This window comes from Mesorhizobium sp. M2E.F.Ca.ET.209.01.1.1 (genome assembly GCF_004010375.2).
Taxonomy (GTDB): domain Bacteria; phylum Pseudomonadota; class Alphaproteobacteria; order Rhizobiales; family Rhizobiaceae; genus Mesorhizobium.
The window spans coordinates 134,527-157,353 of sequence record NZ_SADP02000015.1; the positions used below are offsets into that span (position 1 = coordinate 134,527).

Below are 22,827 nucleotides of genomic sequence, written 5' to 3' on the forward strand. Positions count from 1 at the left end.
GTCCGGCACTAAATCCGGGTCAAGCAAGATCAAGAGGCAATCATGTTTGACAGGAAGAGAAAGACAGCCCTTGTGACCGGCGCGTCGTCCGGCATGGGCAAGGAAATCGCCAAGCGCCTGATCCGGGACGGATATCAGGTCTATATCGCCGCGCGCCAGATCGAGAAGATGGAAGACCTCGCTGCATTGGGCGCGCGCGCATTGCGCATGGACATTTCGAAGGACGCCGATATCGAAGCGGCTGTTGCCAGCATCCTCGCCGAAGTCGACGGCGTCGATGTCCTGGTCAACAATGCCGGTTTCGGGCTTTACGGGCCGGTCGAGGAAATCGGCATCGACGAAGCGCGCTATCAGTTCGAGGTGAACGTGTTTGGCCCCGCACGCCTGACGCAGCTTCTGCTGCCATCGATGCGCAGAAGGAAGGCGGGCACTATCGTCAACATCACCTCGATGGGCGGCAAGATCTACACCTTGCTCGGCGCCTGGTATCACGCCACCAAGCATGCGCTGGAAGGCTGGTCGGACAGCCTCCGGCTCGAACTCGCTCCCTTCGGCATCAAGGTCGTGGTCGTCGAGCCAGGTTTGATCGAGACTGGATTCGGCGATGTGGTCGCGGATGGGCTTCTGAAGCGATCCGGAAGCGGCGCCTATGCGAAGGTGACGCAGGCCGTGGCGAAGACGACCCGAGCAAGCTATGGCCATGGCCGCGGCAGCGATCCGAGCGTGATTGCCGAAGTCGTCTCGGCCGCCATAAGCTCGGCCAGGCCACGAACGCGCTACGCCGCCGGCAAATATGCGAAGATGATGATCGGTGTGAGAAAGTGGTTCGGTGACCGCATGTTCGATCGTCTCATCCTCAGCCAGATGAGATGAATAGCGCAGGGCGGCAGCAAGGCGGAACAAAGAGCATGAGCGGAGTTCCGGGCGACAAATGCAAGGTGCCTCGGGCGTTCTGGCGTGCCGTGGAGCGTCTGGGCCTGCCCGCGTCGGCCGTGTTGCGCCAGGCCCGGCTTCCCGCCACCCTCCACCTCAACGAGCATGCCTTCGTCACGACCGCTCAGTATTTCGCGCTGTGGAGGGCTCTCGAGGAACTCTACGCGAAACCGGCTCTGGGCCTCCGGCTGGTCGAGGTCGCCGACACCGCTATCCACCCGCCTTCCACGCTCGCCGCTTTCCACGCGCGGAACTATCGCGACGGCATCGCCCGGACTGCTCGCTTCAAGCGGCTTTGCTCGCCCGAACAGTTGCACATCGCCGACGAGAACGGCGAATGCACGATAAGTTCCGAGTGGCTTTACGCCAACGAGCCGACGCCTGCGGTCGCAACCGACGTCGCCTTTGCCTTTCTTGTCGAGCTCGGCCGGCGGGGAACGGGGCAGCATCTTGTCCCCCTTCGTGTCGAGTTCACGCGCCCCGACGACAAGAGCGGCGCGCATCGGGCCTATTTCGGATGTCCGGTCCGCTACGGCGCGGCGCGCGACTTGCTGGTCCTGCGTTCCGCCGATCTCGACCGTCCCTTTCCGGGCCACAATCCAGAGCTTCTCGAGATCCTCACGCCCGCGCTGGCCGGAGCACTGGGTGAGCTTAGCGCGCAAAGCTCGATTGCTGAGCAGGTGAAGGTCGTGTTGAAGCGAAGCCTGGCGAGCGGAAGGCCGGAGCTCTCCGACATCGCGCGCGAGCTTGGGATGAGCGAACGCACGCTGCAGCGGCGCATCACCGAGGAAGGAACCAGCTTCCGCGAGCTTCTCATCAACGCACGACAGGAACTCGGCCGGCAGCTGCTGTCGGATCCGACAGCCGACATCGACGAGATCGCCTACCTGCTGGGCTACCAGGACACGAGTTCCTTCTACCGCGCCTTCCGCGAATGGGAGGGCACGACCCCCAACCGCTGGCGGGAACTCAATTTCGACGACTCCAGACAGTCTGGATCGGGCGGCTTCCTGCATTAATGCTCGGCCGGCACCGGCGTGTGCCTCGGCCTCACTGACACGTACGATGTTGAACGTTCCGCCTGCCTCCGTCTACAGGATCTCCAGGCGCCAAAGCGGCAAGATGAAGGCCTCGGTTTTCAGCGGTGCGGGAGAACCATCCTGGACGAGCGCCTGATGACGCTCGGCCAAAGGCAAGCTTTCCTGTTGTGAATTCAACCCCATAAAAGAACGCTAAATTAACCGGCGAGCAGGACAGTATTGTGTTCGGTCACGGCCCGAAGGCGTCCTCATGCCTGGTGCACACGTCAAGACTGGTTCGGTCGCCGGCAGGCGAAGGACGACCGGTATTGGCCCGGCCCGACGAATAGCCGAAGAACTTCGCGCGCAAAACGAGCGCTTTTTTGCGGCCGTCGAAAACATGTCGCATGGGCTATGCATGTTCGACGCCGATGAGCGGATGATCATCTGCAACCGAAACTACCTCGACCTCTTCCGCCTCGACGCCAAGGTGGTGAAGCCTGGCATCCGCTTCTTCGACATTCTGCAGCACAGTGTCGATGTCGGCGTCGCCTCGCAAAGCGCCGAAGAACTCTATGCCGTTCGCAAGCCTTACATCGACGGCGCCGGGCCTTCGACCTATGAGGAGACGCTGGCGGACGGACGCATCATCGTCATCTCGCATCGCCCGCTGGCTTCCGGCGGCTGGGTGTCGATCTATGAGGACGTGACCGTGCAGCGGCGCGCCGAAGAGGAGTTGAAGGAGCAGCACCGCCGCTTCGACGCCGCTTTGGCCAACATGTCGCAAGGCCTGCTGATGTATGACGCCGACGGCAAGATGATCGTGCGCAATCAGCGTTTTCTGGAACTCTACAAGGTCACCGCGGCGGATTTCCCTTATGGAACGACGCATCGCGACGCGCTCGAACGGCTGTTGGAGCTCGGCATCTACACCAAGCTCGACGTCGACAGCGAAGTCGCCAAGACCCAAGCCAGCCTGCAGGCGGGGAAGATGCACTCGACCTACCGCTATCTATCCGACGGCAGGACGTTCCTCATCGTACGCCAGCCGATGGGCGGCGGCTGGGTGGTGACTTTCGATGATGTCACCGAGCAGCGGCGCGCCGAGGAGCGTATGACGCATCTTGCGCATCACGACACGCTGACCAACCTGCCCAACCGCTCGATGTTTCGCGAAAAGCTGGACCAGGCGCTTGGCGAGGCCAAGACCAAGCCGCTGGCGATCCTCTCGCTCGACCTCGACCGCTTCAAGGCCGTCAACGACACATTCGGCCATCCGGCCGGAGACTGGCTGCTGAAATGCGTGGCCAAGCGACTGCTGCACGCCGTGCGCAGCAGCAAGGACGTGGTGGCCCGCTTCGGCGGCGACGAGTTCGCCATCATTCAGTTCGGCATCAAGAGCGCCGCCGACGCCGAAAAGCTCGCCAAGCGCATCGTCGAGATCGTCGGCAAACCCTATCGCGACAAGGGACGAGAAATGCATGTGGGCGTGAGCCTGGGCATCGCGCTCTATCCCGGCGACGGACACGATGCCGACACGCTGCTCACCAACGCCGACATGGCGCTCTACCGGGGCAAGAGCGAAGGACGCAATGTCTATCGCTTCTTCGAGCCAGGCATGGATGCCCTGATGCGGGAGCGACGCGCGCTTGAAGCGGATCTCGAAGCAGCCCTTTCCAAGCGCGAGTTCGAGCTCGATTTCCAGCCGATCCTCAACATCGGCTCCGGCGAAATTGTCGGCGCGGAAGCCCTGATGCGCTGGCGCTCGCCATCGCGCGGCCTGGTGTCGCCGGAAAACTTCATTCCCGCCGCCGAGGAGACCGGACTGATCGTGCAGCTCGGCGACTGGGCGCTTCGCCGAGCTTGCAGCGTGGCTGCTCATTGGCCGCCGGAGATGCGCATGGCCGTCAACGTCTCGGCCGCGCAGATCAAGAGCGGCGGCTTCGCCCGCAGCGTGATCTCGGCGCTCGCCTTTTCTGGCCTGGCGGCCGACCGCCTGGAGCTCGAAATCACCGAAACGGTGATGATGGACGAAAGCGACGCGGTGCTGAAGACGCTCAGCCAATTGCGCGGTCTCGGCGTGCGCATCGCGCTCGACGATTTCGGCACCGGCTATTCCTCGCTCGGCTATCTGCGCCGCTTCCCCGTCGACAAGATCAAGATCGACCGCTCCTTCATCCACGACCTCGACAGACGCGACACGGCGGCGATCGTGCGTACGGTGATCGGGCTTGGCGCCGAGCTCGGCATCACCGTGACGGCAGAGGGCGTGGAGACCGAGGCGCAGCTCGCCATGCTGCGCAAAGCCGGCTGCCGCGAGGCGCAAGGCTATCTGATCGGCGTGCCGAGCAAGGCGTCCGATATCGGCCGGCTGCTGCGTTCGCAGGCGCTGCTGCGCCAGTCAGGCTGATGTGCCGTCGCCCGTCAGCGCAGCGTCTCGATGTACTTCTCGTGGAAGCTCACATAGCCGGGCTCGACCACCTTGAGGTGCCGCTCGATCAGCCGGTGGAATTCCGGCAGTTGGTGGAACGGCACGCCCGGATAGGCGTGATGCTCGGCATGGTAAGGCATGTTCCAGGCGAGCTTGCGCACGAACCAGTTGGTCAGCGTCGTGCGGGTATTTTCCAGCATGTTGGCGACGAAGGGACAGCGGCCGTGCTCGGCCAGCAGATAGAGCCTGAGGAACGGCTGGCCGAGCAGCGCCGGCACGATCCAGACAGTGAGCAGCACCGACGCGTTTAACCAGACCGCGAGCGCCAACAGGACGACATAGAAGGCGATCATCGCCCGCGCCTCGGCCTTCACTTTCGGCAGACCCTTTGGCGGCACATAGCTGTCTCGGCAGCGCCCCATCGCATTGTTGTAGAGCGTCTGAAGATGCCCCCGCCACACCGGCAGGCCGGAGACATGGACGATGTATTGCCGCATCGTTTCGGGCTTCGGGAAGGCGAGTTCCGGATCGTTCTCGGGGTCCTGGGTGAAGCGGTGATGGGCGAAGTGGAAATAGCGGAACCAGTCGGCGGGCAGCGCGATCGCCAGGCTGCAGAAGCGCGCGATCGCATCGTTCAACCACTGTGTTTCGAACGCCGTCCGGTGCACGGTTTCATGCAGCAGGGTGAACAGGAAGACGATCAGGATGCCCTGCGGCAGCATCAGGGCCGGCCAGAACGGCACCTTGGCCGCAATCAGCGCGCCAAGGACGATGATCGCGCCGAGATGGAGCGCAAGCTGGACAAGGCCCGGCCCATTCGACTTGCCGGTCAGCCGGCCGCGCTCCTCATTGGTCAGCGAGGCTATCACCTGGCGATGGTCCACGGTTTCGTGATGGTCGATTGCGTTCATGCGGCCATGGTACTCAGAAAGAAACCTTTCGAAAAACGAGGATTTCTGCGAAATAGATAAGGTGAACTTATCTTTTGGATTGCCATGGCCGCCCTTCCCTCCCTGCGCGGACTTCAGGCCTTCGAAGCGGCGGCGCGGACGGGCAGCTTTGCCGCCGCGGCGGAGGAACTGTCGGTCTCGGCCGCGGCCGTCAGTCAGCTTATCCGCACCGTCGAGGAGCAGATGGGGCGAAAACTGTTCCACCGGATCAACCGGCGGGCCGTGCTGACCGAGGCCGGGGTGGAGATGCTGCCGAGGCTTACCATGGCCTTCCGGGAAATCGGCAGCGTTGCGCGCGATGTCGGCGGCGATGCGTTCCGGCCGAGGCTCGTGATCTCGGTGCCGCCTTCCATGGCGATGGGCTGGCTTTCCGAGCGGCTCGCCGGCTTCGTCGCATCCCATGGCGCCGCCGATATATCGCTCAAAGGCGACGACGATCCGGTGCCCTTCGATCATGAATTGATCGACATCCGCCTCTCCTACGGTCCTCATTACCGGGAGCATCCGACCGAGGAGATCGTCAGGGACGCCGTCTATCCGGTCTGCGCGCCGACGCTGGCCCAAGCGACCGTATCTGACGGTCTTGCCGCCCTGCCGCTGATCCACACCGACTGGGGACCGACCGGAGCGTCCTTTCCATCCTGGCGCAACTGGTTCGAGGCGGCGGGAAGCGAGCCGGGGCGCGCGGCGCAGCGCGGTCTCTCCGCGAACTCGTCGCGGGCAGCGCTCGATCTCGCCATTTCAGGGCTGGGCGTGGCGCTGGCGCAAGGCATCTATTGCGCCCAGGCGCTGGAGGATGGCAAGCTGGTGCGGGCGGCCGCGCAATCCCTGGAACTGCGCCAGCCCTATTGCCTGACGATCCCCGAACGCAGCGCAAGACGCGATATCGTGGGCGCGTTCCGGGAATGGCTGGTCGAGGAATGCATGCGCGCGGTCAACTCACCAGCCCTCGGCGCCCAGTCCTCCGAGACGTAGGGAATTCGGGCAACGGAGCACCAATCCTTCGCGCCCGCCCCGCTTTTCAGTCAAACGAAGCAGCAGGAGATCTTTGATGTCGCTCGAACTCATCAATCCGGCTGATCTGCCGGTTCCGGAGATGTACACCCAGATCGTCGTCGCGACGGGATCCAAGCTGGTGTTCATCTCGGGTCAGCAGCCTGAAGACATAAACGGCAAGCTCGTCGGGCGCGATGATTTTGCGGCGCAAGCGCGCCTGTCATTCGCCAATCTCGGCCGAGCGCTGAGCGCGGCGGGCGCCCGGCCCGACCAGGTCTGCAAGATCACGATCTACGTCGTCGACTACAACCGCGACGAACATGTTCCGATCATCGAGGCCGCGCAGGTTTCGCTGTTTGGAGATCACAAGCCGGCGAATGTGATCGTCGGCGTGGCGATCATGTCACCAGGCTACCTCATTGAGGTCGACGCGATAGCGGTCGTTTGAGGGAGGCCTTAAGAGCTAGCCGGCCACCATCGAATGGCTCAGAGATGCCCGGCCAGCGCGACCACCATATCCTTGCTGCTGGCCACGGGGACGATCTCGAACTCGACCAGATCCGCCCATTCTATGACCCAGCGCTGCAGCACCGTCGCGTCATCGGCTTCGACCAGCATGAAGCAGCGGCTCATGTCACCCGCGATCCAGCTGTGATGCACCACGAGTTCATCCGGCTTCAGCCGGCCCTTGTCGCGGAAACGGCGGTAGATTTCCTTGCGGTCCGAGCCGTGAAAATCCTCGATCACGAAGAACAGCATTCTTTTTCCTCGGTTTGAATGGATTTGGAATTGAAGAGTTGAGGAACTGAGGAACTGAGGAACTGAGGAACTGAGGAACTGAGGAACTGAGAGGATAGAAAACGAGGAGCTGATAATGCAAGACGGATGGTCCGCGAGACACTCCATTCTTCAGTTCTTCAGTTCTTCAATTCCCCAGTTTCCCTTCCCCCGCCCCTACTTCTCCGGCCGCTCCAGGCGTTCCAGGAACCACTGCGTCAGCCGGACCCAGAGCTCGTCCTTCTCGCCGGAATCCTCCCAGCCATGATCGAGATTGGGATTGTCGTTGACCTCTATGACGAAGACCCCGTCCTTGGTCTCCTTGAGGTCGACGCCGTAGAGGCCGTCGCCGATGCACTTGGCCGCCTTGACCGCCGTCTCGACGACATGCGGCGGCGTCTGCTTCAGCGTGAACGTCTTGATGCCGCCCTGGTCGGGCTTGCCGCTGGCCTTGTGGTTGACGATCTGCCAGTGTTTCTTCGCCATCAGATAATGCACGGCAAACAGCGGTTGGCCGCCGAGCACGCCGACGCGCCAGTCATATTCGGTCGGGATGAATTTCTGCGCGATCAGGAGATCGGAATCTTCCAGCCATTCGGTCGCGAGCTTGGTCAGCTCCGCCATGTTCTCGCATTTCTTGACGCCACGCGAGAAAGACGAATCCGGGATCTTCAGCACCAGCGGAAAGCCAAGCGTCTGCGCCGCCACCTCGAAGTCGGAGGTGCCGGCGATCATCACCGTCGGCGGCACAGGCACCTTGTTGTAGGTCATCAGCTCGTTGAGATAGACCTTGTTGGTGCAGCGGATCATCGACAGCGGATCGTCGATCACCGGCATGCCTTCCTGCTGGGCGCGGCGCGCGAAGCGGTAGGTGTGGTTGGAGATCGACGTGGTCTCGCGGATGAACAGCGCGTCGTAGTTCGCGAGCTTGGCTAGGTCCTTCCTGGTGATCGGCTCGACCTCGACGCCCATCTTCTCGGCGATCCTCGCCCAATAGCGCAGCGAAGAGATTTCCGACGGCGGCAATTCCTCATGCGGGTCGACCAGCGTCGCGAACGTATAGCGCGCCGGCGTGCGGCCCTTGGTGTCGCGCCATTCGCGGCTGGTGTAGGTCTCCAGGCATTGCAGGAAGAACTCTTCCTCGCTCTCCGTCATGCGGGCTAAAGGCAGGAAGCCGATCTTGCGGATCGAGGCCCACTCGGCGCTGTCCTTGATGTGGACCTCCAGCGCCGGCGCGCGGAACCAGTCGAACAGAAGCCTGGTGAAGCGGTCCCAGACCTTGGATGGGCCGATGCCGAAGAAGATCGCGACCTTGGCCGGAAAAGTCCCGCCGAGGTCCTTGCGGCATTTGTTCAAGGCCAGCTCGAGTTCCGGCAGGGCGTGCTCGTAGAGCTTGCGTTCCGAGAGGTCGATCATGGTCTCGACGGTCGGGATCACCCGGTGGCCGCGCGAACCGGCCAGCAGCGAGGCATAGTAGCCGCGGCTCTGATAGCCGTAATTGTTCGACAGGTTGATCACCTTCGGCCGCTGGCCGCGGAACAGCGCCGGATGCGCGAGATAGTCGCGGTTGGTGATGATCTTGTGGGGCGTGGCCACCTGGTCGAGATCGTTCTGCCTGCCTGTCAGGATAACCCAGGTCATTGTCTCAGCGTTTTCCCAGAGTGATGGCGGCGCGCAGACCGTCGCGGCCGAATTGCGCCATGTTCATGAAAATGTCGTAGGGCACCGGAATGTTCGCGGCGTCGAGGATCGTTTCCTGCCTTTCATCCTCGACCCAGGGGTCATGGATCAGGATGTGGTCGCCATCGTCACCGATGGCCAGCACCCAATGCGGCACCTTCTTGCCGAACATAAGGAAGCCGCTGATCAGCACCAGCACCAGCTTGCCCTCGGCGAGCGCCTGGCGGATGTCGCCGATGCCGAACGGACGGTAGTTGACCGGGATGCCATAGAGTTCGGCGCGGCGGCGGAAATCGACCTGGGCGAGCTCCATCACCCGGCGCTTGTCCTCGCTCCTCACCGACTGCAGGAACAGCGCGCCGTAGAAGGAGACGAATATCTCGGCGGCGAGACCGCTCTCATAGCCGGCGACCGCCAGGCCGAAAGGCTCGCAGCCCCCCGGTCCCGACATCATGAAGACCGTGGTCGCCTCGCGCCACAGGCGGATTTCCATGACCGGGTCGGGCACGAAGCAAGGGTCGAAATTCGCCATCGCCATCATCAGGCAGCACGGGCCGCAGGTGAACTCGCAGGTCTGCTGGTAGAACGGCACCTTGGTCGCCGTGGGCGTGTCGCCGCGCAGCGTCTTTTCGTAGCGCAGCGCGGTCGCGCCATCCTCGTAATAATCGGGCTCGCGGCCCAATTTCCGATAGCCGGCCTGCTCGTAGATGCGGATGGCGCGATCATTGTCCTCGCGCACTTCGAGGCGCAGCAACAGACGATCGTGCTCGAAGGCCGCCTCTTCGGCGGCCGCGAGAAGAAGCCGGCCGATGCCGAGGCGGCCGAAGAAGGGACCGACAGCGATGGAATAGAGCCGCGCCACGCCGCTGCCCTTGCGAAACAGCACCACCGCATAGCCGGCGACGCGCGCCCCGTTCTCGGCCACCAGCATCTCGGCGGTCTCGCGTTCGATGAACTGGCGGAAGGAGCGGCGGGACAGCCGGTCACCGGGAAAAACAGCCTTCTCGATGGCGGCGAGGTCATCGACGTCTGACGCGCGGGCCTTGCGGATTTCGGCAGGCATGCGGGCTTGGGAGAACCTCGATTGGGTTTAAGAAACGGCCCCGGTGGATGCGTCGCGAATACTGGCCGAAGCACCAGTATTCATCAAGCGCTATCGCTCCTTGATTAGGGCCGAATTGTGACAGTTTCCGCCGCGGCAGCAAAGGGCCAAGCGTTTGAACAGAATTGCTGTTCAAGCGACTGCAGGCCGCCGAAAAACGCAGCCGGTTCAGCTCGATATGCCCGCCACGAGCTGGCCATAGGCGCTCTTTGCGACGTCCGACAGCCGCTCCGGCGGCAACGATCCGACGACGGCGCAAGCATAGCCCTTGTCGAGCCAATAGACCGCCTCGGGTCCGCCCCCTTCCGCCGTATAGGTGCCCTTGGAGGTCGCTGACGAATCGGCGGTGACGAAGAGCGAGATGCGCTCGCCCTTGGCGTCCTCATAAAGCAGCATCGCCGCCTTGCCTTGCTCACCGGCGGGCAGCAGCCGGCCGCCGACCAGTTGGAAGCCCTCGGCCGCAAGGTCAGGGGCAACAAGCTTCAGCCCGACGCGATTCGACAGCCAGGTCTGGAGATGATCCTTGTCGCTTGCCGGGACTTCGACGGCGTGGCGCTTCTCGGCAGCGTAGGTGACATGGGCGGCGATCGCCTGCTCGGCGAGTTGGTCGTCGTCGCCGCCGCCACGGGCGATGCTGTCGACACCGGCGACATAGCCGCCGAGCCCGCCGACCGCGAGCATCACGGCCGCGGCAGCCGACAGCCACCAGCGCGAGCGCAAGGCCGATGCTTTTGCAGGCGCCTCGCCAAGCACGACCTGCCGCAGCCTCGCCGGCACCGGCTCGTCCATCACGCCCGCGAAGGCGGCGCGCATGGCGGCCCGGTCGGCGACGTAGCGCGCCGACTTCGCCTTCATCTCGGGATTGGCCTCGAGCCAGGCGTCGTAAGCCATGCGCTCCTCGCCCGGCAGCTCGCCGTCGAGGGCCATATGGATATCGCGTTCGGAAAAATCACGGCGGGTCATTTCTCGACGATCCTTATCGAGCGTCGGCGCGATGTGTCGTCGAGCAATCCTCGCAATTCCTCGCGGCCGCGCGCGATGCGCGACATCAGCGTGCCGGCCGGCACGCCAAGGATGTTGGCGGCCTCCGCATAGGAAAAGCCCTCGATGGCGACCATCACCAACGCCGCGCGGCGATCGGGGCTGATCGCCTGCAGGGCATCCATGATCTCGCGCGAGGCGATGGTCTCGACCTGATCGGCGGGCGCGGCTTGGGCCTCACCGGCTTCGAGAGGCAGCATCGCCGCCTCGCCGCGCCGGTTGACCTTGCGCATCTGGTCGATGAACAAGTGATGCATGATCGTAAACAGCCACCTCCGGGGGCTTTCTCCAGTCTGCCAGTTGTCGAGTCGCACAAGCGCCCGCTCCAGGCAGTCCTGGACAAGGTCGTCGGCGGAATCGCGGTCGCGCAGCAGCGAGCGCGCATAGCGCCGCAACCGCGGTATTTCGCTCAGGATCGCTGCCTTCTTGTCGTCCATGACCGCTTGTTTCGTGGTCGCTTTCCATCCCGATAGAACGCGCCTTCCCGGCGCGGTGCAAGCAGTCAGCGCGAAGCGGCCGAACCGCTGCGATTACCCAAGCACGCGAATAACGATGGTGCGAGCCGGTTTATTCCCGGCTATCCGCGAGAAAGCCTAACTATCTCAAATCCGTGAGCAGGAAATCATTGCCTTTGTAGAGCAGCGGAGTGCCGAGAGCTTTCGCGCAGGCATAGGCAAAACAGTCACCCAAGTTCAGGTCAGCTTGGTGACCAACGGCCTTGCCATAGTGAGCGCTGGCATCGATAGCACGCGAGCCGATCTCGTCGCCGATCGGGACATTTTCCCCGCCAATTTCCACAATAAGTTGATCCACCAGATCGCGAGCTTTGAGGAGTGCTTCAGCCGTCGGCTTGCGGGAACCCGCGCCGGCTCGCGCCAGAGCCTGCGTCGCTTCAAAACGGACCATGGCAGAGACGTAGAAGTCGACAGGCCGGGAGAGTTGCTTGGATAATTCCTCCCAGCCCGGTTCCTGGTTGAGAATTGCGACGATCACCGAAGCGTCGACAAACATCAGTCTCCCCACATCTCATCGGTGAATTTCTTCATATCGAACTCGGGATTGGGCAGACCGATCTTCTTCGCCTCCGCTTGAAGCCGCACAATCCGATCGCGCAGCGGTACCTTGGCACGATTACGTTCCAGTTCGTGAATAAGGGCTGTCCGCACCGCCTCAGTCTTGCTCGGTGCGTTTGTTTCGCGCTGCAACTTGGCGGCCAGCGCATCCACTTCATCGTCACGTATGTAGAGAGGCATGCCAATATCCCTTTTGGATATTCGAGATATACCAAAATGGATATTCTTTCAAGAAATCTCCTTGGCCTCCCGCGCGGCCCGCGTCAGCAGCCGCTGGTAGAACAGCCCGATACCGATCAGCACGGCGCCGAGACCGATGAAGGACAGCGCGCGCAGCACGCCTTCGAGCTCCGACATGTCGAAGAGGAAGACCTTCACCACCGCGACCGCGATCAGCACCGCGGAGGCGATGCGCAGCACCTGCGATTTCAGCCAGACGCCAGCGGTGAGCAGCGCCACGCCGATGACCAGCCAGAGCGCCGAATAGGTGTAGGTCTCGAGCTGGCCGAGCCCGCTCCACAAGGCGATGAACTCGCCCTTGAACAGGCGGCGCACCGAAAGCGTGGCATAGGCGAAGGCAAGCAGGGCGGCGATCAGCGCCAGCATCGCCGCATACCATCGCGGGCGCTTGTCGCGGACATAGAGCGCCAGCGCGCCGGCGGCGACCGCCGGCAGCAGATAGGCGAGGAACAGAAGGTTGAAGACCGGGATCGTGCCGGTCGACTCGTCCGTCAGCAGCGGGTTCAGCACCACGAAATGCTGAACCGCGATCAAGACCGCCGAGATCACGCCGGCAACCATCGAACCATAACGCAAAACCGAGCTCGGCGAGCGCATGTCGATGGCGACCAGTATGGCGCCGGCGCCAAGCGCGATCAGCGTGTAGATCGCCTGTTCGGCAAGAGTCACCGCGCCGGTGTCGATGACGCCGCCATGCATGGCGTGGCGCACCAGCATGGCGATGGTGAGCAGCGCGAACAGCGCCGAGGCCGCCTCCATGGCAAGGCGCGGCCGGGCGTTGGTGGTGCGGGCAAGCTGCCAGGCCGCGAAGCCGAAGGCGAGCGCCGGCACGCCATAGCCCGGCAGCAGCCAGTTGAAGACCGGCGTCCTGGACAGGAATTCAGCGCCGACGATGGTCGGATCGAAGGCGACGCGACCGAGCACCGCGACCGCCGCGCCCACCGCGATCCAGCCAAGCACGGGGTAAGACCGCCAGCGCGTGGCCAGCGCCGGCAGAATGGCGGCAGCGCCGAGCAGCACGGTCGTCCAGCTCGAGCCGAGGGCCATGTGCAGCATCAGCAGGCCGGCAACGCCGGCGCCTCCGAGCGCGAACGACACGGCCGGGCCGCCGGTCAGCGGCGGCTCCTCGGCGCGCGCGATCCATTCGCCACCGGCAGCAAAGACGAGCGTCAGCAGAAACGCCGGCAGCGCGTAGCCGAGGTCGCGGTCGATATCGCCGAAGGTCAGCCACAGCGCAGTCAGCACCACCAGCGGGGCAATGACGCCCCAGGCTGCCCAGCAAGCCGCGTGTGTCGGAACGGTGGCGGCGAAGCGGCGCGCCGCCCAGAAGCCGGCGGCGAGGAAGACCAGGCCGAGCGCGATGCCGATGCGGAAAGTCAGCGCATCGGACGACCCCAAAGGCTGGGCGTCCAGCCCGACATCGAGCGCATCGGCGCCTATCGTGGCGGGCGGGATGATGCCGAGATAGATCAGCACGGTGGCGATGCCTGCTGCGAAGATCAGCGGCAGCGCGCGCGGCCGGTAGAGCGCCACCGCGACCAGCGCGGCCAAAAGGACGGCGCCATGCAAGGCATCGCCGGCGCTGGCAAAGGCCGGATCGACGGACAGGCCCAGCGCGCTCAGGGCGATGAAGAAGCCGGGCACGATCGATGGCCAGTCGAAGCCTCGCGCCGCTGCGTCGCGGCCAGTGGTCAAAAACGGGGCGAGCCAGATCAATGCAAGCACGGCCAGCGTGGCGAGGCTGATGAACAGGACGGCGGCGAGGTTCACGTCCGGCGCGTCGACCATATAGAGAATGGTCCAGATGCCGGTGCCGGCGAAAGCGGCGGCCATGAGCGCCTTCCAGTCGCGGATGCGGGCGGTTGCCGCGCTCGCCGCAAGCACGATCGCGAGATAGACGAACAGCGCCCAGGGATTGGGCGCCTGCGATGCCACCAGCGCCGGCGTGACCATGGCGCCGACAAGTCCGATGCCGGCCAGCGCCAGGCCATGCACCAGCGAGGCGCTAATGGTGGCGACGCCGATGATACCAAGCAGCGCGAAGGCGGTCGCCGGCCCGATGAAGCCATAGATGCCATGCGCGGCATAGACCGTGCCGAACAGGATGAAGGCGCCGGCAGCCGTGAGGATCGAGGGGGTATAGGCGCCGGCGGCGCTCTGCACCGGCACCCTGAAGCCGGTGCGGCGGATGAATTCGGCGCCGGCAATCAGCGCCAGGCCGAGGACGCCGGCCATCGTCAGGCGCACGCCAGGCCCGAAAATGCCTGCCTCGATCGTGTAGCGGATCAGGAACAAGCCGCCCAACGCCAGCGCGATACCGCCGACCCAGACCGCCCAACGCGTGCCCAGCGCCGTCTCGACATCGGTCTGGCGCGCCGCCTTGGTGGGCGCGGGCGTCTCGGCCACGGGTTGCGCCGGTTCGATCGACTCGGCGGATTGCGCCGCGGCCGACTGGGCCTTCGTCCAGGGTCCGGCCACGGCCTCGCCTTCAGCGGCCTCAGGCTTTGCGACGACCTCCTCGGCAACTGTCGTGCCGTCGGCCAGCGGCGCGACAGGCGCCGCGGCTGCCTTGGCCTCCTCGGGAAGCCCTTCCTGCGCGGCGTCCGCCTTCAGCGCGGGCAGCGAAGCTCCCGTCTGCAGCAGGCCGCGCAGGATACCGAGCTCGCGCTCGACCAGCGCGATGCGGTTCTGCTGGCGGGAAACGATGACGAAAAGAGCGATGACGGCGGCAATGGCGATCAGGCTGAAAAACATGGCGGTTTCCCCTCAAAACCGAACCAGTCGTGGCCGACAAATGCGGCAATGAGACGGCTACCCAAATCAGCGCCTTGCCGGCCGGTAAGATCGAGCATGTTTTAGAGCCGATGGCCAGCAAGCCGGCAGGCTTATCCCAAGCCTGCATGCCAGACGACCGAGCCTGTCGGCGAGAATTGCCTGACGGCCGCCGCATAATACTGGTGTTAATCTGCAGCGTTCACGGAGGACTCTCGATGCCGCAGCGAAGCGCGGGCCTGCTGATCTACCGGCGCATAGCCGGTGTCTTCGAGTTTCTGCTCGTCCATCCAGGCGGCCCGTTCTGGGCGCGCAAGGATGAAGGCGCGTGGTCGATCCCGAAAGGGCTCATCGACGACAACGAAGATAAGCTCGAGGCCGCCAGGCGCGAAGCCGAGGAGGAGCTCGGCATCGCCATCGACGGCGACTTCCGGCCGCTCGGCAGCTACAGGCAGCCGGGCGGCAAGATCGTGGCGGCGTGGAGCGTCGAGGCCGATGTCGACACAAACGCCATCAAGAGCAACATGTTCACCATGGAGTGGCCTCCGAAATCGGGAAAGATGAAGGCGTTCCCCGAAGTGGATCGGGCCGGCTGGTTTTCGCTGCCCGAAGCCGGGCTCAAGATCCTGAAAGGCCAGCGCGCCATGCTTGACGATTTCCTGGTGCGGCGCGGCGCGGATTAAACTGCTACCCTGCCCCAGTCACGATCGCCTTCGTCGTCGCATGATGCCGGCGCAGCGCGGCCAGGAAGCCGGCACGAGCGTCGGGTGGCTCCAGCCCGCGCGGCTCGTAAACATGGCGGGTGAAGAAGAAGCCGCTCAGCCGGAAGGCGTCCTCGAGCGCCGCCGCGTCGGCGCGCAGGCCGGAGCCGCGCTGCAGGAAGGCGGGCAGCGCCAGCATCTTGTCGTGCCAGGCAGCGCCCGCCGCGCGCGACACGGCGCGGCCGGATTTCGGCGAGACATAGGCGAGATCCTGCCTGGAGCCGGTCGCCGCGCACTGGCTGAGGTCGAGGCCGAAGCCCAATTCGTCGAGGATGAGCAGCTCGAAGCGCGCCACCAACTCGCCCGCCGCATCGGCATCGCTGAGATGGGCAATCATCACTGCAAGGGCCTCGTAAAGACCACCATGGGCGTCGCGCTCGGGCAGGAGCCTCAGATGCGCGGCCATGGTCTGCAGGCCGTAGACGGCGACCGCGCTGTCCATGAGCCGCGCGGCGTTCATCTCGATCGCCTCGGCCTGGAAGACGCCGAGATGCTCGTCGAGCCGCGCCCGCCACAGAAGGTCGACGCGGTTGCCGGGCTGCAGCACCGGCTGCTGCTTGCGCGAGCGCCCTCCCCGCACCAGACCGAGATGGCGGCCATGGGTGCGCGTCATCACCTCGAGGATGGCGCTGGTTTCGCCATGCCTGCGAGTGCCGAGAACGATTCCCTCGTCGCGCCATTCCATGGGCTTGAGCTTTTCACCCGTTGGGCGGCGAAATCAAGGACACGAGCGGCCCGCCAGCCAATCGTCGGCTTTCTGGCTCGTTGGAGATCTTCATTGGCTGCGTCGCGACTGGCGGTGATGCGCCTGATGTCGGCCGTTAAGGTAAGTTCTGAAGCCGCCTGAAAGCAGATAGTCTGGCGACCAAGCTGGAGGTCGCGGTTGCGCCAGTTCGGACATGTAAGTGGTCCGTTTGCCGGCGGGCGTTCGCGTTGCAGCTAGTGCATTGACCCCCGCTGCCTCGAACGGAAAAACTCTTTGGGCTCAGTCAAACTACTAGGCGCCCACTTACGATCGGTCGTCCAAGGCCGAGAGTCGCGCCGGCAGACGCGACGACGCTGATCAGTTGATCCTGAACGCTGGGATGTCTAAGCCTCCGAAGCGGTTTTCGTGCGCGATGCGGCGTCCGACACCGCTTGTCGGAAGGTTGGCCGGAAGGACTGCGACCAACTGGCCAGGTGTTGGCTTGTACCGGCTGATGATCTCGAGGTTCCGTGACAAGTCGAACTGGATCGCCGAGCGCTGATAGAAACCGCGCTCAATCCGACATTTGATCTCCATGATCATGTCATACGTCATCAAATCGGAGCGCTTTTCCGCGGCAGCCGACCGGTCGCCTTCAAACTGGAAATAGGATTCCGGGCCGGCGCCGAAGAAGACGTGCAAGGCAGTCGCCATGTCGCAGTCTTCGCGCCGAATGATCCAGAGCAGCGGTGCAAGGCCGTAATCCCAGTTCCAGCTCAACGCTGCCAGATGACGATGGTCGGGATCCGCTCGCCGCAGCCATTCGGCATAACGCACGAATTCGCTAGGGGCGTAGTCGTCCCATGGCTGACAATGTTTCGCCCAGGCCAGCAGCATCGCATCGTCATCGTCGGTTATTTGCTTCCAGGCATTCGCGAGTTCCCGTCGCTGTCTTTGCTTCTCCTCCCTCTCTTTCCAGAATACCTGTCGAGCGTCCATGATCTTAGAATGGCCCGGCTGGAAGATGGTCAATTGCTCCAGGAGTTCCCTTCTGGGCTCCGGACGCTCCTTCCTGAACATCAGCATGATTTCAAACCCATCCGCCGTCTTGCCGATGAGATACCTGACGTCAGGACCAGTGATCTCCATCGTGGCGAGTCCGAGCCTGGCGATCTCTCCTTCGGCGTCCGATCGAGCCATGCCGACCGCGAACCCATACAGAACGATGGATGGCGGAAAGGGGGATTTGAAGTCGATGCGCTCGACGATGTGGTCGTTGGCGATTCCATCGGGATCGTTCTGCGCGCTCGGTCCGTAGCCGAATTCCACCCCGAACTTTCCGCCACGGCTGTGTTCGGACCACTTCTCGCGGGGGAATATCTCGTCAACTCGAGCCCGCGCCATCAACGGGCGAAGCTGGACAATCTTGCTGATATAGTCATCCATGCCGGCGTAGATTACCTTTAACGAAACCCTTGGACAACCGTGTACGCTTTTCTGGACACGGGCAATCTCGACAGTCGTCACCTGCCGTTCGCGCCCGTCGTCCTCAGGCGTCAGTCGATCGAGTTCGGAAAACAGCCGCTCTTCCCTGGCGGTTCACTCCGTCGCGGACTCCCAGAGTCGCAACAGAGAATAGTGCCCGAACCGAAAACTTTCTTACGGCGGATCGCCTTCAGCTCGGAAACGATACGGGCGGCGAATATTTCCGGCGAAACGGAAGCGCGGGCCCTCGCTGGCCATTCGACGCTGAATGCCATCTAACCCCCACCCGTTATCGCCGGCTGTCCAGCGGGCCGACCAGCGCGCCCGAGGGAGACATCCTCGCTTCAGTGGCTCTCGAAGGTGAGCACGGTGTTCTCGAAGCGCCGCGCCGCGAGGTCGGCCGGACGGATCCAGTATTGCGCTGCGCCGGCATCGCCCATGTGCCAGTCGAGCGCATTGTCCCAGCGAAGCTGGAGCAGAAGGATGTGCTCAGGCGCCATCAACTCGGCCGCGTCCTGGATGGCAACGCCGCGGCCCAGCATCTGGTGCTGCGCGTATGAGCCGTTCTTGCTGAAGTCTGGATCGCGCAGCACGCTGTGCCGGTAGCGGAGCGCCTCGACGACAGCATCGGGCACCTGCGCGATCCCGTCCGGATTAGCGAGCGCGCTTTCGGCGCCTTCGACCGCCGCCCTCGCGATCCAGTCGTTCAGCACCATAGGCAGACGCTTTTGTATATAGTGGCGCTCGAGCACACCTTCCGGCAGCGCGCCGGCGCGCAACTCCTCGAGTAGCGCAAGGAGGTCGGTCCGCTGGTTCTCGTCGAGCGCCTTGCCACGCTGGGCCTCTCCGGTCGTTGCCAGCTGAAAAATCCGCCAGCGGTCCTTTTCGAATTGCGCGTAGCGTTCGAGCAGAGCGGAGAGCCGCGCCCCCTCCGGGTCCTCCAACCTCGCCGGCAGTGTGTCGAGCCGAGCCCTGATCCCAGCGGTCTCCTCCTTGATGTATGACTTCAGGTAACCCAGCAGAACCTCCGCCGTCCGGCGGTTGGTGGGAAAACCCTCGAACGGGATCCAGAGCCGGTCCGTGGGCTTGTCGTGCCCGGAGAGCGCGTCATTCCAGGAGACTGGCGCGCCGTGAAACGCGACAAGCTGCTGGCGGCGGCGCTGCTTGGCGACCTCCCATGGGAAGCCGTCGCCGGCATCTGGATCGCCTTCCTCCACCTCGGCGACGTCCTCCAACCAGCCGAGCTCGATCTCGATGCGCGGATAGAAGCGTGGATAGACCTTCTCCGGCTTGTCGTGCCAGGTCAGCCAGGGATATCGGTAGCGGGCGTTCTCGGCGCCGTCGATCGGCTCCAGAAATCCGGGATTGTGCTGAGGACCCCAGTCGTTGCGGGCCTTGCCCTCGACGTAGCGGACGACGAAGTGGCTCGCATCGCCGTCGAAATTGCCCGACATAGGCGCGAAGAAATAAAGATAGCCGTTCGTAGGGAGCAGCGAGCGTGCCGGCCCGTCGGGCAGCGCGGCGAGGTCGACTTGGCCCATGAAAGTTAGCGGCTCGAGCAGCCCCTTGCGGTTGTGGATCATCGGCCAGTCCAGATCGTCGGGCGCCAGCGGCACGCCGCCGAAAAAGCTCATCGAGCGCTGCGGGTGGCGCGGTGGGAAGACGTGGCGGATGGCAAGGCAGGCCCGCGAGGCGAGGGCGATCGCCGCATGGTCGGCATCGCTGGTGGGCGGTGCCTTGCGCTCGACATGCGCGCGTATCTTCGCCCTGTGGGCATCGTCGGAGCGTTTGGCCTGCGCCTGGGACTCCGCCACCATCTTTGCGGCGACGTCGCCGCCGGCAGCTTTGGTTCGCCGGCGAGCGAGGTCCGCGGCAGGCCGAGCCTGCCCGGCAGCGCGGGCATTCTCGCGGGTATCCGCCGCCTCGCGTTTCGCTCGAGCCTTACGGAGGCTGCGGCGAGCTCGAAGAAACGCCAGGCCAATCCCTGCTATCGGGATGAGGAGCAGGAGCGTTCGGCGAAGGAGAAGCGGCTCGATCATCGCGCCGCTCCATGTCTCGACGCCGGCCAGCAGCATTATCATCGCGAATACCGCGACTAACAACGTGGCGACGAAGGTAACGATGGCATCGAACATTTGTGTCCCCCGCCACGAGCTGTTGCGTCGAAAGTGACCCCGCACCATAGATCGTATGACAGCGACCTCAAGTCCAGCCTGTCGCACTCGACCGGATTCGTCGCCGCCCAAACCGAGGATGGTCACGTTACGACCATGCCTCCTGATGTCTGCTCTTGAAGATTAGGAGACCGAAGCTGTCGGACTGTTGTCGACCCAATCAAGACGTCGGGCACCTCGGCGGCTAGCTCCTAGCGCTAGGCGGTCTTTTCGGCTCGCACCGTTGCGTCGTTTTAATTGGTCACAATGTGGATGAGCGTGGCCGGCCCGGCTTACCCCGGAAACTCCAGCCCCATCTCGCGGTAGCGCTCGGGGTCGTCGCCCCAGTTCTCGCGCACCTTCACGAACAGGAAGAGGTGCACCTTCTGCTCGAGGATTTCGGCGATCTCGGTTCGAGCGGCCTGCCCGATGGCGCGGATCGTCTCGCCCTTGTGGCCGAGCACGATCTTCTTCTGGCTGTCGCGCTCGACATAGATGACCTGCTCGATGCGCACCGAGCCGTCCTTCTTCTCTTCCCATTTCTCGGTCTCGATATGCGAGGAATAGGGAAGCTCCTGATGCAGCCGCAGATAAAGCTTTTCACGCGTGATCTCGGCCGCGAGCTGGCGCATCGGCAGGTCGGAGATCTGATCCTCCGGATAGTACCAGGGGCCCAAGGGAAGCGTCTCGGCGAGATAGTCGAGCAGGTCCTTGCAGCCGGAGCCGGTGAGCGCGGAGACCATGAAGGTGCGCTTGAACGGCACGCGTTCGTTCGCGGTCGCGGCCAGCGCGAGAAGCGTCTCGGGCTTGACCCGGTCGACCTTGTTCAGGACGAGCAGCATCGGCTGGCGGACGTCCTTCAGCCGGTCGAGGATGGCATCGGCGTCGCCCTTGATGCCGCGCTCGGCGTCGATCAAAAGCACCACGACATCGGCATCCTTGGCGCCGCCCCAGGCGGTGGTCACCATGGCGGTGTCCAGCCGCCGCTTCGGCTTGAAGATGCCGGGCGTGTCGACGAAGACGATCTGCGCGTTGTCATGCGTGGCGATGCCGCGCACGATGGCGCGGGTGGTCTGGACCTTATGCGTCACTATCGACACCTTGGCGCCGACCAGCTGGTTGACCAGCGTCGACTTGCCGGCATTGGGCGCGCCGATCAGCGCGACGAAGCCGGAGCGCGTCGCGGGGACTTCAGGGGTTTCGATTTCTGTCATGCCGCGCTCCATACGCCTTCGCGCAGCAAAAGAGTAGCCGCCGCGGCCTGCTCGGCCTCGCGCTTGGAGCGGCCGCTGCCGGTCGCCGGTGCAAAGGAGCCGACCTTGACGCTGACGGTGAACAGCGGGTCGTGGTCTGGCCCCTCGCGGGCGTCAATGCGGTAGGCCGGCACAGCGCCGGCGGCCGCCTGATGCGCCCATTCCTGCAATTCGGTCTTGGCGTCGCGGCGCGCAGCGCCGATCGCCTGCGAGCGCGGCTGCCAATAGCGATGGATGAATGCGCGGGCAGCCTCGAGACCACCATCCAGGTAAAGCACGGCAATCAGCGACTCCAGCGCATCGGCGCGCAGATTGGTGCGTTTGCGCCCTTCGAGATTGCGTACATCGGAGCCGGCGCGGATCAGCTCGGGCAAGCCGATCTCCTCGGCGATGTCGGAGAGCGCCTCGGCATTGACCAGCGCGTTGAGGCGCAGCGAAAGCTCGCCCTCGGCGGCCTCGGGAAAGGTCGCGAGCAGCATGTCGGCGACGACAAGACCGAGAACGCGGTCGCCCAGGAACTCGAAACGTTCGTAATCGACCCCGGCATGGGTCGAACGCGCGCTGGCATGAGTCAACGCGCGCTGCAGACGCTGGCGATCGGCGAAGGCATGGCCGGTGCGCGGGGCAAGCGCCTCGGCAAGCGCATCGGCGGTCAAACGCTTGCTGGCCGCCATCGCTCTAGTGGACGAAATGGAACAGGCGATCGGCACGCATCAGCGACGGCCACTTCCAGATCTCGAGCGGGCTCGCCTTGCCGGCGATCGAGAAGAAGATGAGGTTGGCGCGGCCGACCAGGTTTTCGGCAGGAACAAAGCCGACGGTGAAGCGGCTGTCGGAGGAATTGTCGCGGTTGTCGCCCATCATGAAGTAGTGGCCGGGCGGCACGGTCCATTCGCGGGTGTTGTCGCCGATCGAATTCGGCGTCAGGTCGAGCGTGTCATAGCTGACACCGTTCGGCAGCGTCTCGCGGTAGACGTCGACGGGCTGCGGCACTTCGGTGATGTCGGGATTTTCGATCTGGCCGGTCTTCACCCGCGGCACGCCGACGTCGTTGATGAAGAGCTGGCCGTCCTTCATCTGGATCTTGTCGCCGGGCAGGCCGACGACGCGCTTGATGTAGTCGACCGACGGATCCGGTGGGAACTTGAACACCACCACGTCGCCGCGCTTGGGCTCCGAGCCCCAGATGCGGCCGGAAAAGATATCGGGACCGAACGGCAGCGAATAGCGCGAATAGCCGTAGGCCCATTTGGTGACGAAGAGATAGTCGCCTTCGAGCAGCGTCGGCCGCATCGAGCCGGACGGGATGGAGAAAGGCTGGAAGAGCAGCGTGCGGATGACGAGCGCGAGCAGCAGAGCCTGGATGATGACGGAAAAGGTCTCACCAAGCCCGCCGGATTTCTTCTGCGATTTTTCAGCCACGCTCATGTCGTCCTCGATTGTGCGATGTTGGTATAGAGTCTCGGCGCGCGCTGG

22 protein-coding genes are annotated in these 22,827 nt (G+C 63.9%); 7 read left to right on the plus strand and 15 right to left on the minus strand.

Going from position 1 to position 22,827, the window contains the following annotated elements; genetic code table 11:
- Positions 1–42 precede the first annotated feature (42 nt).
- From EN852_RS25265 to EN852_RS25275, 3 genes are all read left to right on the plus strand, one after another.
- Positions 43–873: an oxidoreductase gene (locus EN852_RS25265; RefSeq protein ID WP_127877736.1), complete on the plus strand. Its 831-nt coding sequence runs from the start codon at positions 43–45 to the stop codon at positions 871–873.
- A gap of 35 nt (positions 874–908) precedes the next feature.
- A complete protein-coding gene (locus EN852_RS25270) occupies positions 909–1,952 on the plus strand; it encodes an AraC family transcriptional regulator (RefSeq protein ID WP_127877734.1) in 1,044 nt (347 codons plus the stop codon).
- 418 nt (positions 1,953–2,370) lie between these two features.
- Positions 2,371–4,362 (plus strand): EAL domain-containing protein, encoded by a 1,992-nt coding sequence (locus EN852_RS25275; RefSeq protein ID WP_246694385.1) that lies wholly within the window; start codon positions 2,371–2,373, stop codon positions 4,360–4,362.
- A 14-nt stretch (positions 4,363–4,376) separates the two neighbouring features.
- Here EN852_RS25275 and EN852_RS25280 read toward each other — a convergent pair whose 3' ends face one another.
- Positions 4,377–5,267 (minus strand): fatty acid desaturase family protein, encoded by an 891-nt coding sequence (locus EN852_RS25280; RefSeq protein ID WP_127877961.1) that lies wholly within the window; start codon positions 5,265–5,267, stop codon positions 4,377–4,379.
- Positions 5,268–5,378: 111 nt separating this feature from the next.
- Here EN852_RS25280 and EN852_RS25285 point away from each other — a divergent pair, with 111 nt between their 5' ends.
- A complete protein-coding gene (locus EN852_RS25285) occupies positions 5,379–6,308 on the plus strand; it encodes a LysR substrate-binding domain-containing protein (RefSeq protein ID WP_127877730.1) in 930 nt (309 codons plus the stop codon).
- A 76-nt stretch (positions 6,309–6,384) separates the two neighbouring features.
- Positions 6,385–6,777 (plus strand): RidA family protein, encoded by a 393-nt coding sequence (locus tag EN852_RS25290; RefSeq protein ID WP_127877728.1) that lies wholly within the window; start codon positions 6,385–6,387, stop codon positions 6,775–6,777.
- A 38-nt stretch (positions 6,778–6,815) separates the two neighbouring features.
- Here the strand turns inward: EN852_RS25290 and EN852_RS25295 are convergent, their stop codons facing one another.
- From EN852_RS25295 to EN852_RS25330, 8 genes are all read right to left on the minus strand, one after another.
- Positions 6,816–7,088 carry a DUF3303 family protein gene (locus EN852_RS25295; RefSeq protein WP_127867244.1) on the minus strand — a complete coding sequence of 91 codons (273 nt, stop codon included), beginning with the start codon at positions 7,086–7,088 and terminating at the stop codon, positions 6,816–6,818.
- A 195-nt stretch (positions 7,089–7,283) separates the two neighbouring features.
- Positions 7,284–8,747, minus strand: a complete 1,464-nt coding sequence (locus EN852_RS25300; protein ID WP_127867243.1) for a RimK family protein — start codon at positions 8,745–8,747, stop codon at positions 7,284–7,286.
- A gap of 4 nt (positions 8,748–8,751) precedes the next feature.
- Complete coding sequence (locus EN852_RS25305; protein WP_127877726.1) at positions 8,752–9,849, minus strand: peptidase C39 family protein; 1,098 nt, start codon at positions 9,847–9,849, stop codon at positions 8,752–8,754.
- 207 nt (positions 9,850–10,056) lie between these two features.
- A complete protein-coding gene (locus EN852_RS25310) occupies positions 10,057–10,851 on the minus strand; it encodes an anti-sigma factor (protein WP_127877724.1) in 795 nt (264 codons plus the stop codon).
- Complete coding sequence (locus EN852_RS25315; protein ID WP_042637861.1) at positions 10,848–11,366, minus strand: RNA polymerase sigma factor; 519 nt, start codon at positions 11,364–11,366, stop codon at positions 10,848–10,850. Before EN852_RS25315 ends, EN852_RS25310 begins: the two co-directional genes overlap by 4 nt.
- Positions 11,367–11,526: 160 nt before the next feature.
- On the minus strand, positions 11,527–11,940 hold the full coding sequence (locus tag EN852_RS25320; protein WP_042637860.1) for a type II toxin-antitoxin system VapC family toxin: 414 nt from the start codon (positions 11,938–11,940) through the stop codon (positions 11,527–11,529).
- Positions 11,940–12,182, minus strand: coding sequence for a type II toxin-antitoxin system VapB family antitoxin (locus tag EN852_RS25325; RefSeq protein WP_127877722.1), 243 nt, complete (start codon positions 12,180–12,182; stop codon positions 11,940–11,942). Before EN852_RS25325 ends, EN852_RS25320 begins: the two co-directional genes overlap by 1 nt.
- Positions 12,183–12,230: 48 nt before the next feature.
- Positions 12,231–14,996 (minus strand): DUF2339 domain-containing protein, encoded by a 2,766-nt coding sequence (locus tag EN852_RS25330; RefSeq protein ID WP_127877720.1) that lies wholly within the window; start codon positions 14,994–14,996, stop codon positions 12,231–12,233.
- Between the two features lie 236 nt (positions 14,997–15,232).
- Here EN852_RS25330 and EN852_RS25335 point away from each other — a divergent pair, with 236 nt between their 5' ends.
- Complete coding sequence (locus EN852_RS25335) at positions 15,233–15,697, plus strand: NUDIX domain-containing protein (RefSeq protein ID WP_127877718.1); 465 nt, start codon at positions 15,233–15,235, stop codon at positions 15,695–15,697.
- 4 nt (positions 15,698–15,701) lie between these two features.
- Here the strand turns inward: EN852_RS25335 and recO are convergent, their stop codons facing one another.
- From recO to EN852_RS25350, 3 genes are all read right to left on the minus strand, one after another.
- Positions 15,702–16,460 (minus strand): DNA repair protein RecO, encoded by a 759-nt coding sequence (recO, locus tag EN852_RS25340; RefSeq protein WP_127867238.1) that lies wholly within the window; start codon positions 16,458–16,460, stop codon positions 15,702–15,704.
- 378 nt (positions 16,461–16,838) lie between these two features.
- Positions 16,839–17,906, minus strand: coding sequence for a DUF4274 domain-containing protein (locus tag EN852_RS25345; protein ID WP_127877716.1), 1,068 nt, complete (start codon positions 17,904–17,906; stop codon positions 16,839–16,841).
- Positions 17,907–18,289: 383 nt separating this feature from the next.
- Positions 18,290–19,579 carry a DUF1963 domain-containing protein gene (locus tag EN852_RS25350; RefSeq protein WP_189546163.1) on the minus strand — a complete coding sequence of 430 codons (1,290 nt, stop codon included), beginning with the start codon at positions 19,577–19,579 and terminating at the stop codon, positions 18,290–18,292.
- 75 nt (positions 19,580–19,654) lie between these two features.
- Here EN852_RS25350 and EN852_RS40960 point away from each other — a divergent pair, with 75 nt between their 5' ends.
- Positions 19,655–20,044 (plus strand): hypothetical protein, encoded by a 390-nt coding sequence (locus EN852_RS40960; protein WP_189546165.1) that lies wholly within the window; start codon positions 19,655–19,657, stop codon positions 20,042–20,044.
- A gap of 347 nt (positions 20,045–20,391) precedes the next feature.
- Here EN852_RS40960 and era read toward each other — a convergent pair whose 3' ends face one another.
- The 3 genes from era to lepB are packed head-to-tail and all read right to left on the minus strand — an operon-like array spanning position 20,392 to position 22,779.
- Complete coding sequence (gene era / locus EN852_RS25355) at positions 20,392–21,324, minus strand: GTPase Era (protein ID WP_127877712.1); 933 nt, start codon at positions 21,322–21,324, stop codon at positions 20,392–20,394.
- The gene (gene rnc, locus EN852_RS25360) at positions 21,309–22,025 is read right to left on the minus strand and encodes a ribonuclease III (RefSeq protein WP_127867235.1); all 717 of its coding nucleotides are present in this window, start codon (positions 22,023–22,025) and stop codon (positions 21,309–21,311) included. Before rnc ends, era begins: the two co-directional genes overlap by 16 nt.
- A gap of 4 nt (positions 22,026–22,029) precedes the next feature.
- Positions 22,030–22,779, minus strand: coding sequence for a signal peptidase I (gene lepB, locus EN852_RS25365; protein ID WP_042637851.1), 750 nt, complete (start codon positions 22,777–22,779; stop codon positions 22,030–22,032).
- Positions 22,780–22,827 lie beyond the last annotated feature (48 nt).

Bases quoted from the DNA above. Each gene is read 5' to 3' on its own strand.
- EN852_RS25290 (WP_127877728.1), top strand. From the start codon at position 6,385: ATGTCGCTCGAACTCATCAATCCGGCTGATCTGCCGGTTCCGGAGATG.
- EN852_RS25295 (WP_127867244.1), bottom strand. From the start codon at position 7,088: ATGCTGTTCTTCGTGATCGAGGATTTTCACGGCTCGGACCGCAAGGAA.
- EN852_RS25325 (WP_127877722.1), bottom strand. From the start codon at position 12,182: ATGCCTCTCTACATACGTGACGATGAAGTGGATGCGCTGGCCGCCAAG.
- EN852_RS25345 (WP_127877716.1), bottom strand. From the start codon at position 17,906: ATGGATGACTATATCAGCAAGATTGTCCAGCTTCGCCCGTTGATGGCG.
- EN852_RS40960 (WP_189546165.1), top strand. From the start codon at position 19,655: ATGGTCGGCATCGCTGGTGGGCGGTGCCTTGCGCTCGACATGCGCGCG.
- EN852_RS25305 (WP_127877726.1), bottom strand. From the start codon at position 9,849: ATGCCTGCCGAAATCCGCAAGGCCCGCGCGTCAGACGTCGATGACCTC.
- EN852_RS25265 (WP_127877736.1), top strand. From the start codon at position 43: ATGTTTGACAGGAAGAGAAAGACAGCCCTTGTGACCGGCGCGTCGTCC.
- lepB (WP_042637851.1), bottom strand. From the start codon at position 22,779: ATGAGCGTGGCTGAAAAATCGCAGAAGAAATCCGGCGGGCTTGGTGAG.
- EN852_RS25335 (WP_127877718.1), top strand. From the start codon at position 15,233: ATGCCGCAGCGAAGCGCGGGCCTGCTGATCTACCGGCGCATAGCCGGT.
- EN852_RS25350 (WP_189546163.1), bottom strand. From the start codon at position 19,579: ATGAGCTTTTTCGGCGGCGTGCCGCTGGCGCCCGACGATCTGGACTGG.
- EN852_RS25300 (WP_127867243.1), bottom strand. From the start codon at position 8,747: ATGACCTGGGTTATCCTGACAGGCAGGCAGAACGATCTCGACCAGGTG.
- EN852_RS25320 (WP_042637860.1), bottom strand. From the start codon at position 11,940: ATGTTTGTCGACGCTTCGGTGATCGTCGCAATTCTCAACCAGGAACCG.
- era (WP_127877712.1), bottom strand. From the start codon at position 21,324: ATGGAGCGCGGCATGACAGAAATCGAAACCCCTGAAGTCCCCGCGACG.
- EN852_RS25285 (WP_127877730.1), top strand. From the start codon at position 5,379: ATGGCCGCCCTTCCCTCCCTGCGCGGACTTCAGGCCTTCGAAGCGGCG.
- EN852_RS25330 (WP_127877720.1), bottom strand. From the start codon at position 14,996: ATGTTTTTCAGCCTGATCGCCATTGCCGCCGTCATCGCTCTTTTCGTC.
- EN852_RS25315 (WP_042637861.1), bottom strand. From the start codon at position 11,366: ATGGACGACAAGAAGGCAGCGATCCTGAGCGAAATACCGCGGTTGCGG.
- recO (WP_127867238.1), bottom strand. From the start codon at position 16,460: ATGGAATGGCGCGACGAGGGAATCGTTCTCGGCACTCGCAGGCATGGC.
- EN852_RS25310 (WP_127877724.1), bottom strand. From the start codon at position 10,851: ATGACCCGCCGTGATTTTTCCGAACGCGATATCCATATGGCCCTCGAC.
- EN852_RS25275 (WP_246694385.1), top strand. From the start codon at position 2,371: ATGTTCGACGCCGATGAGCGGATGATCATCTGCAACCGAAACTACCTC.
- EN852_RS25270 (WP_127877734.1), top strand. From the start codon at position 909: ATGAGCGGAGTTCCGGGCGACAAATGCAAGGTGCCTCGGGCGTTCTGG.
- rnc (WP_127867235.1), bottom strand. From the start codon at position 22,025: ATGGCGGCCAGCAAGCGTTTGACCGCCGATGCGCTTGCCGAGGCGCTT.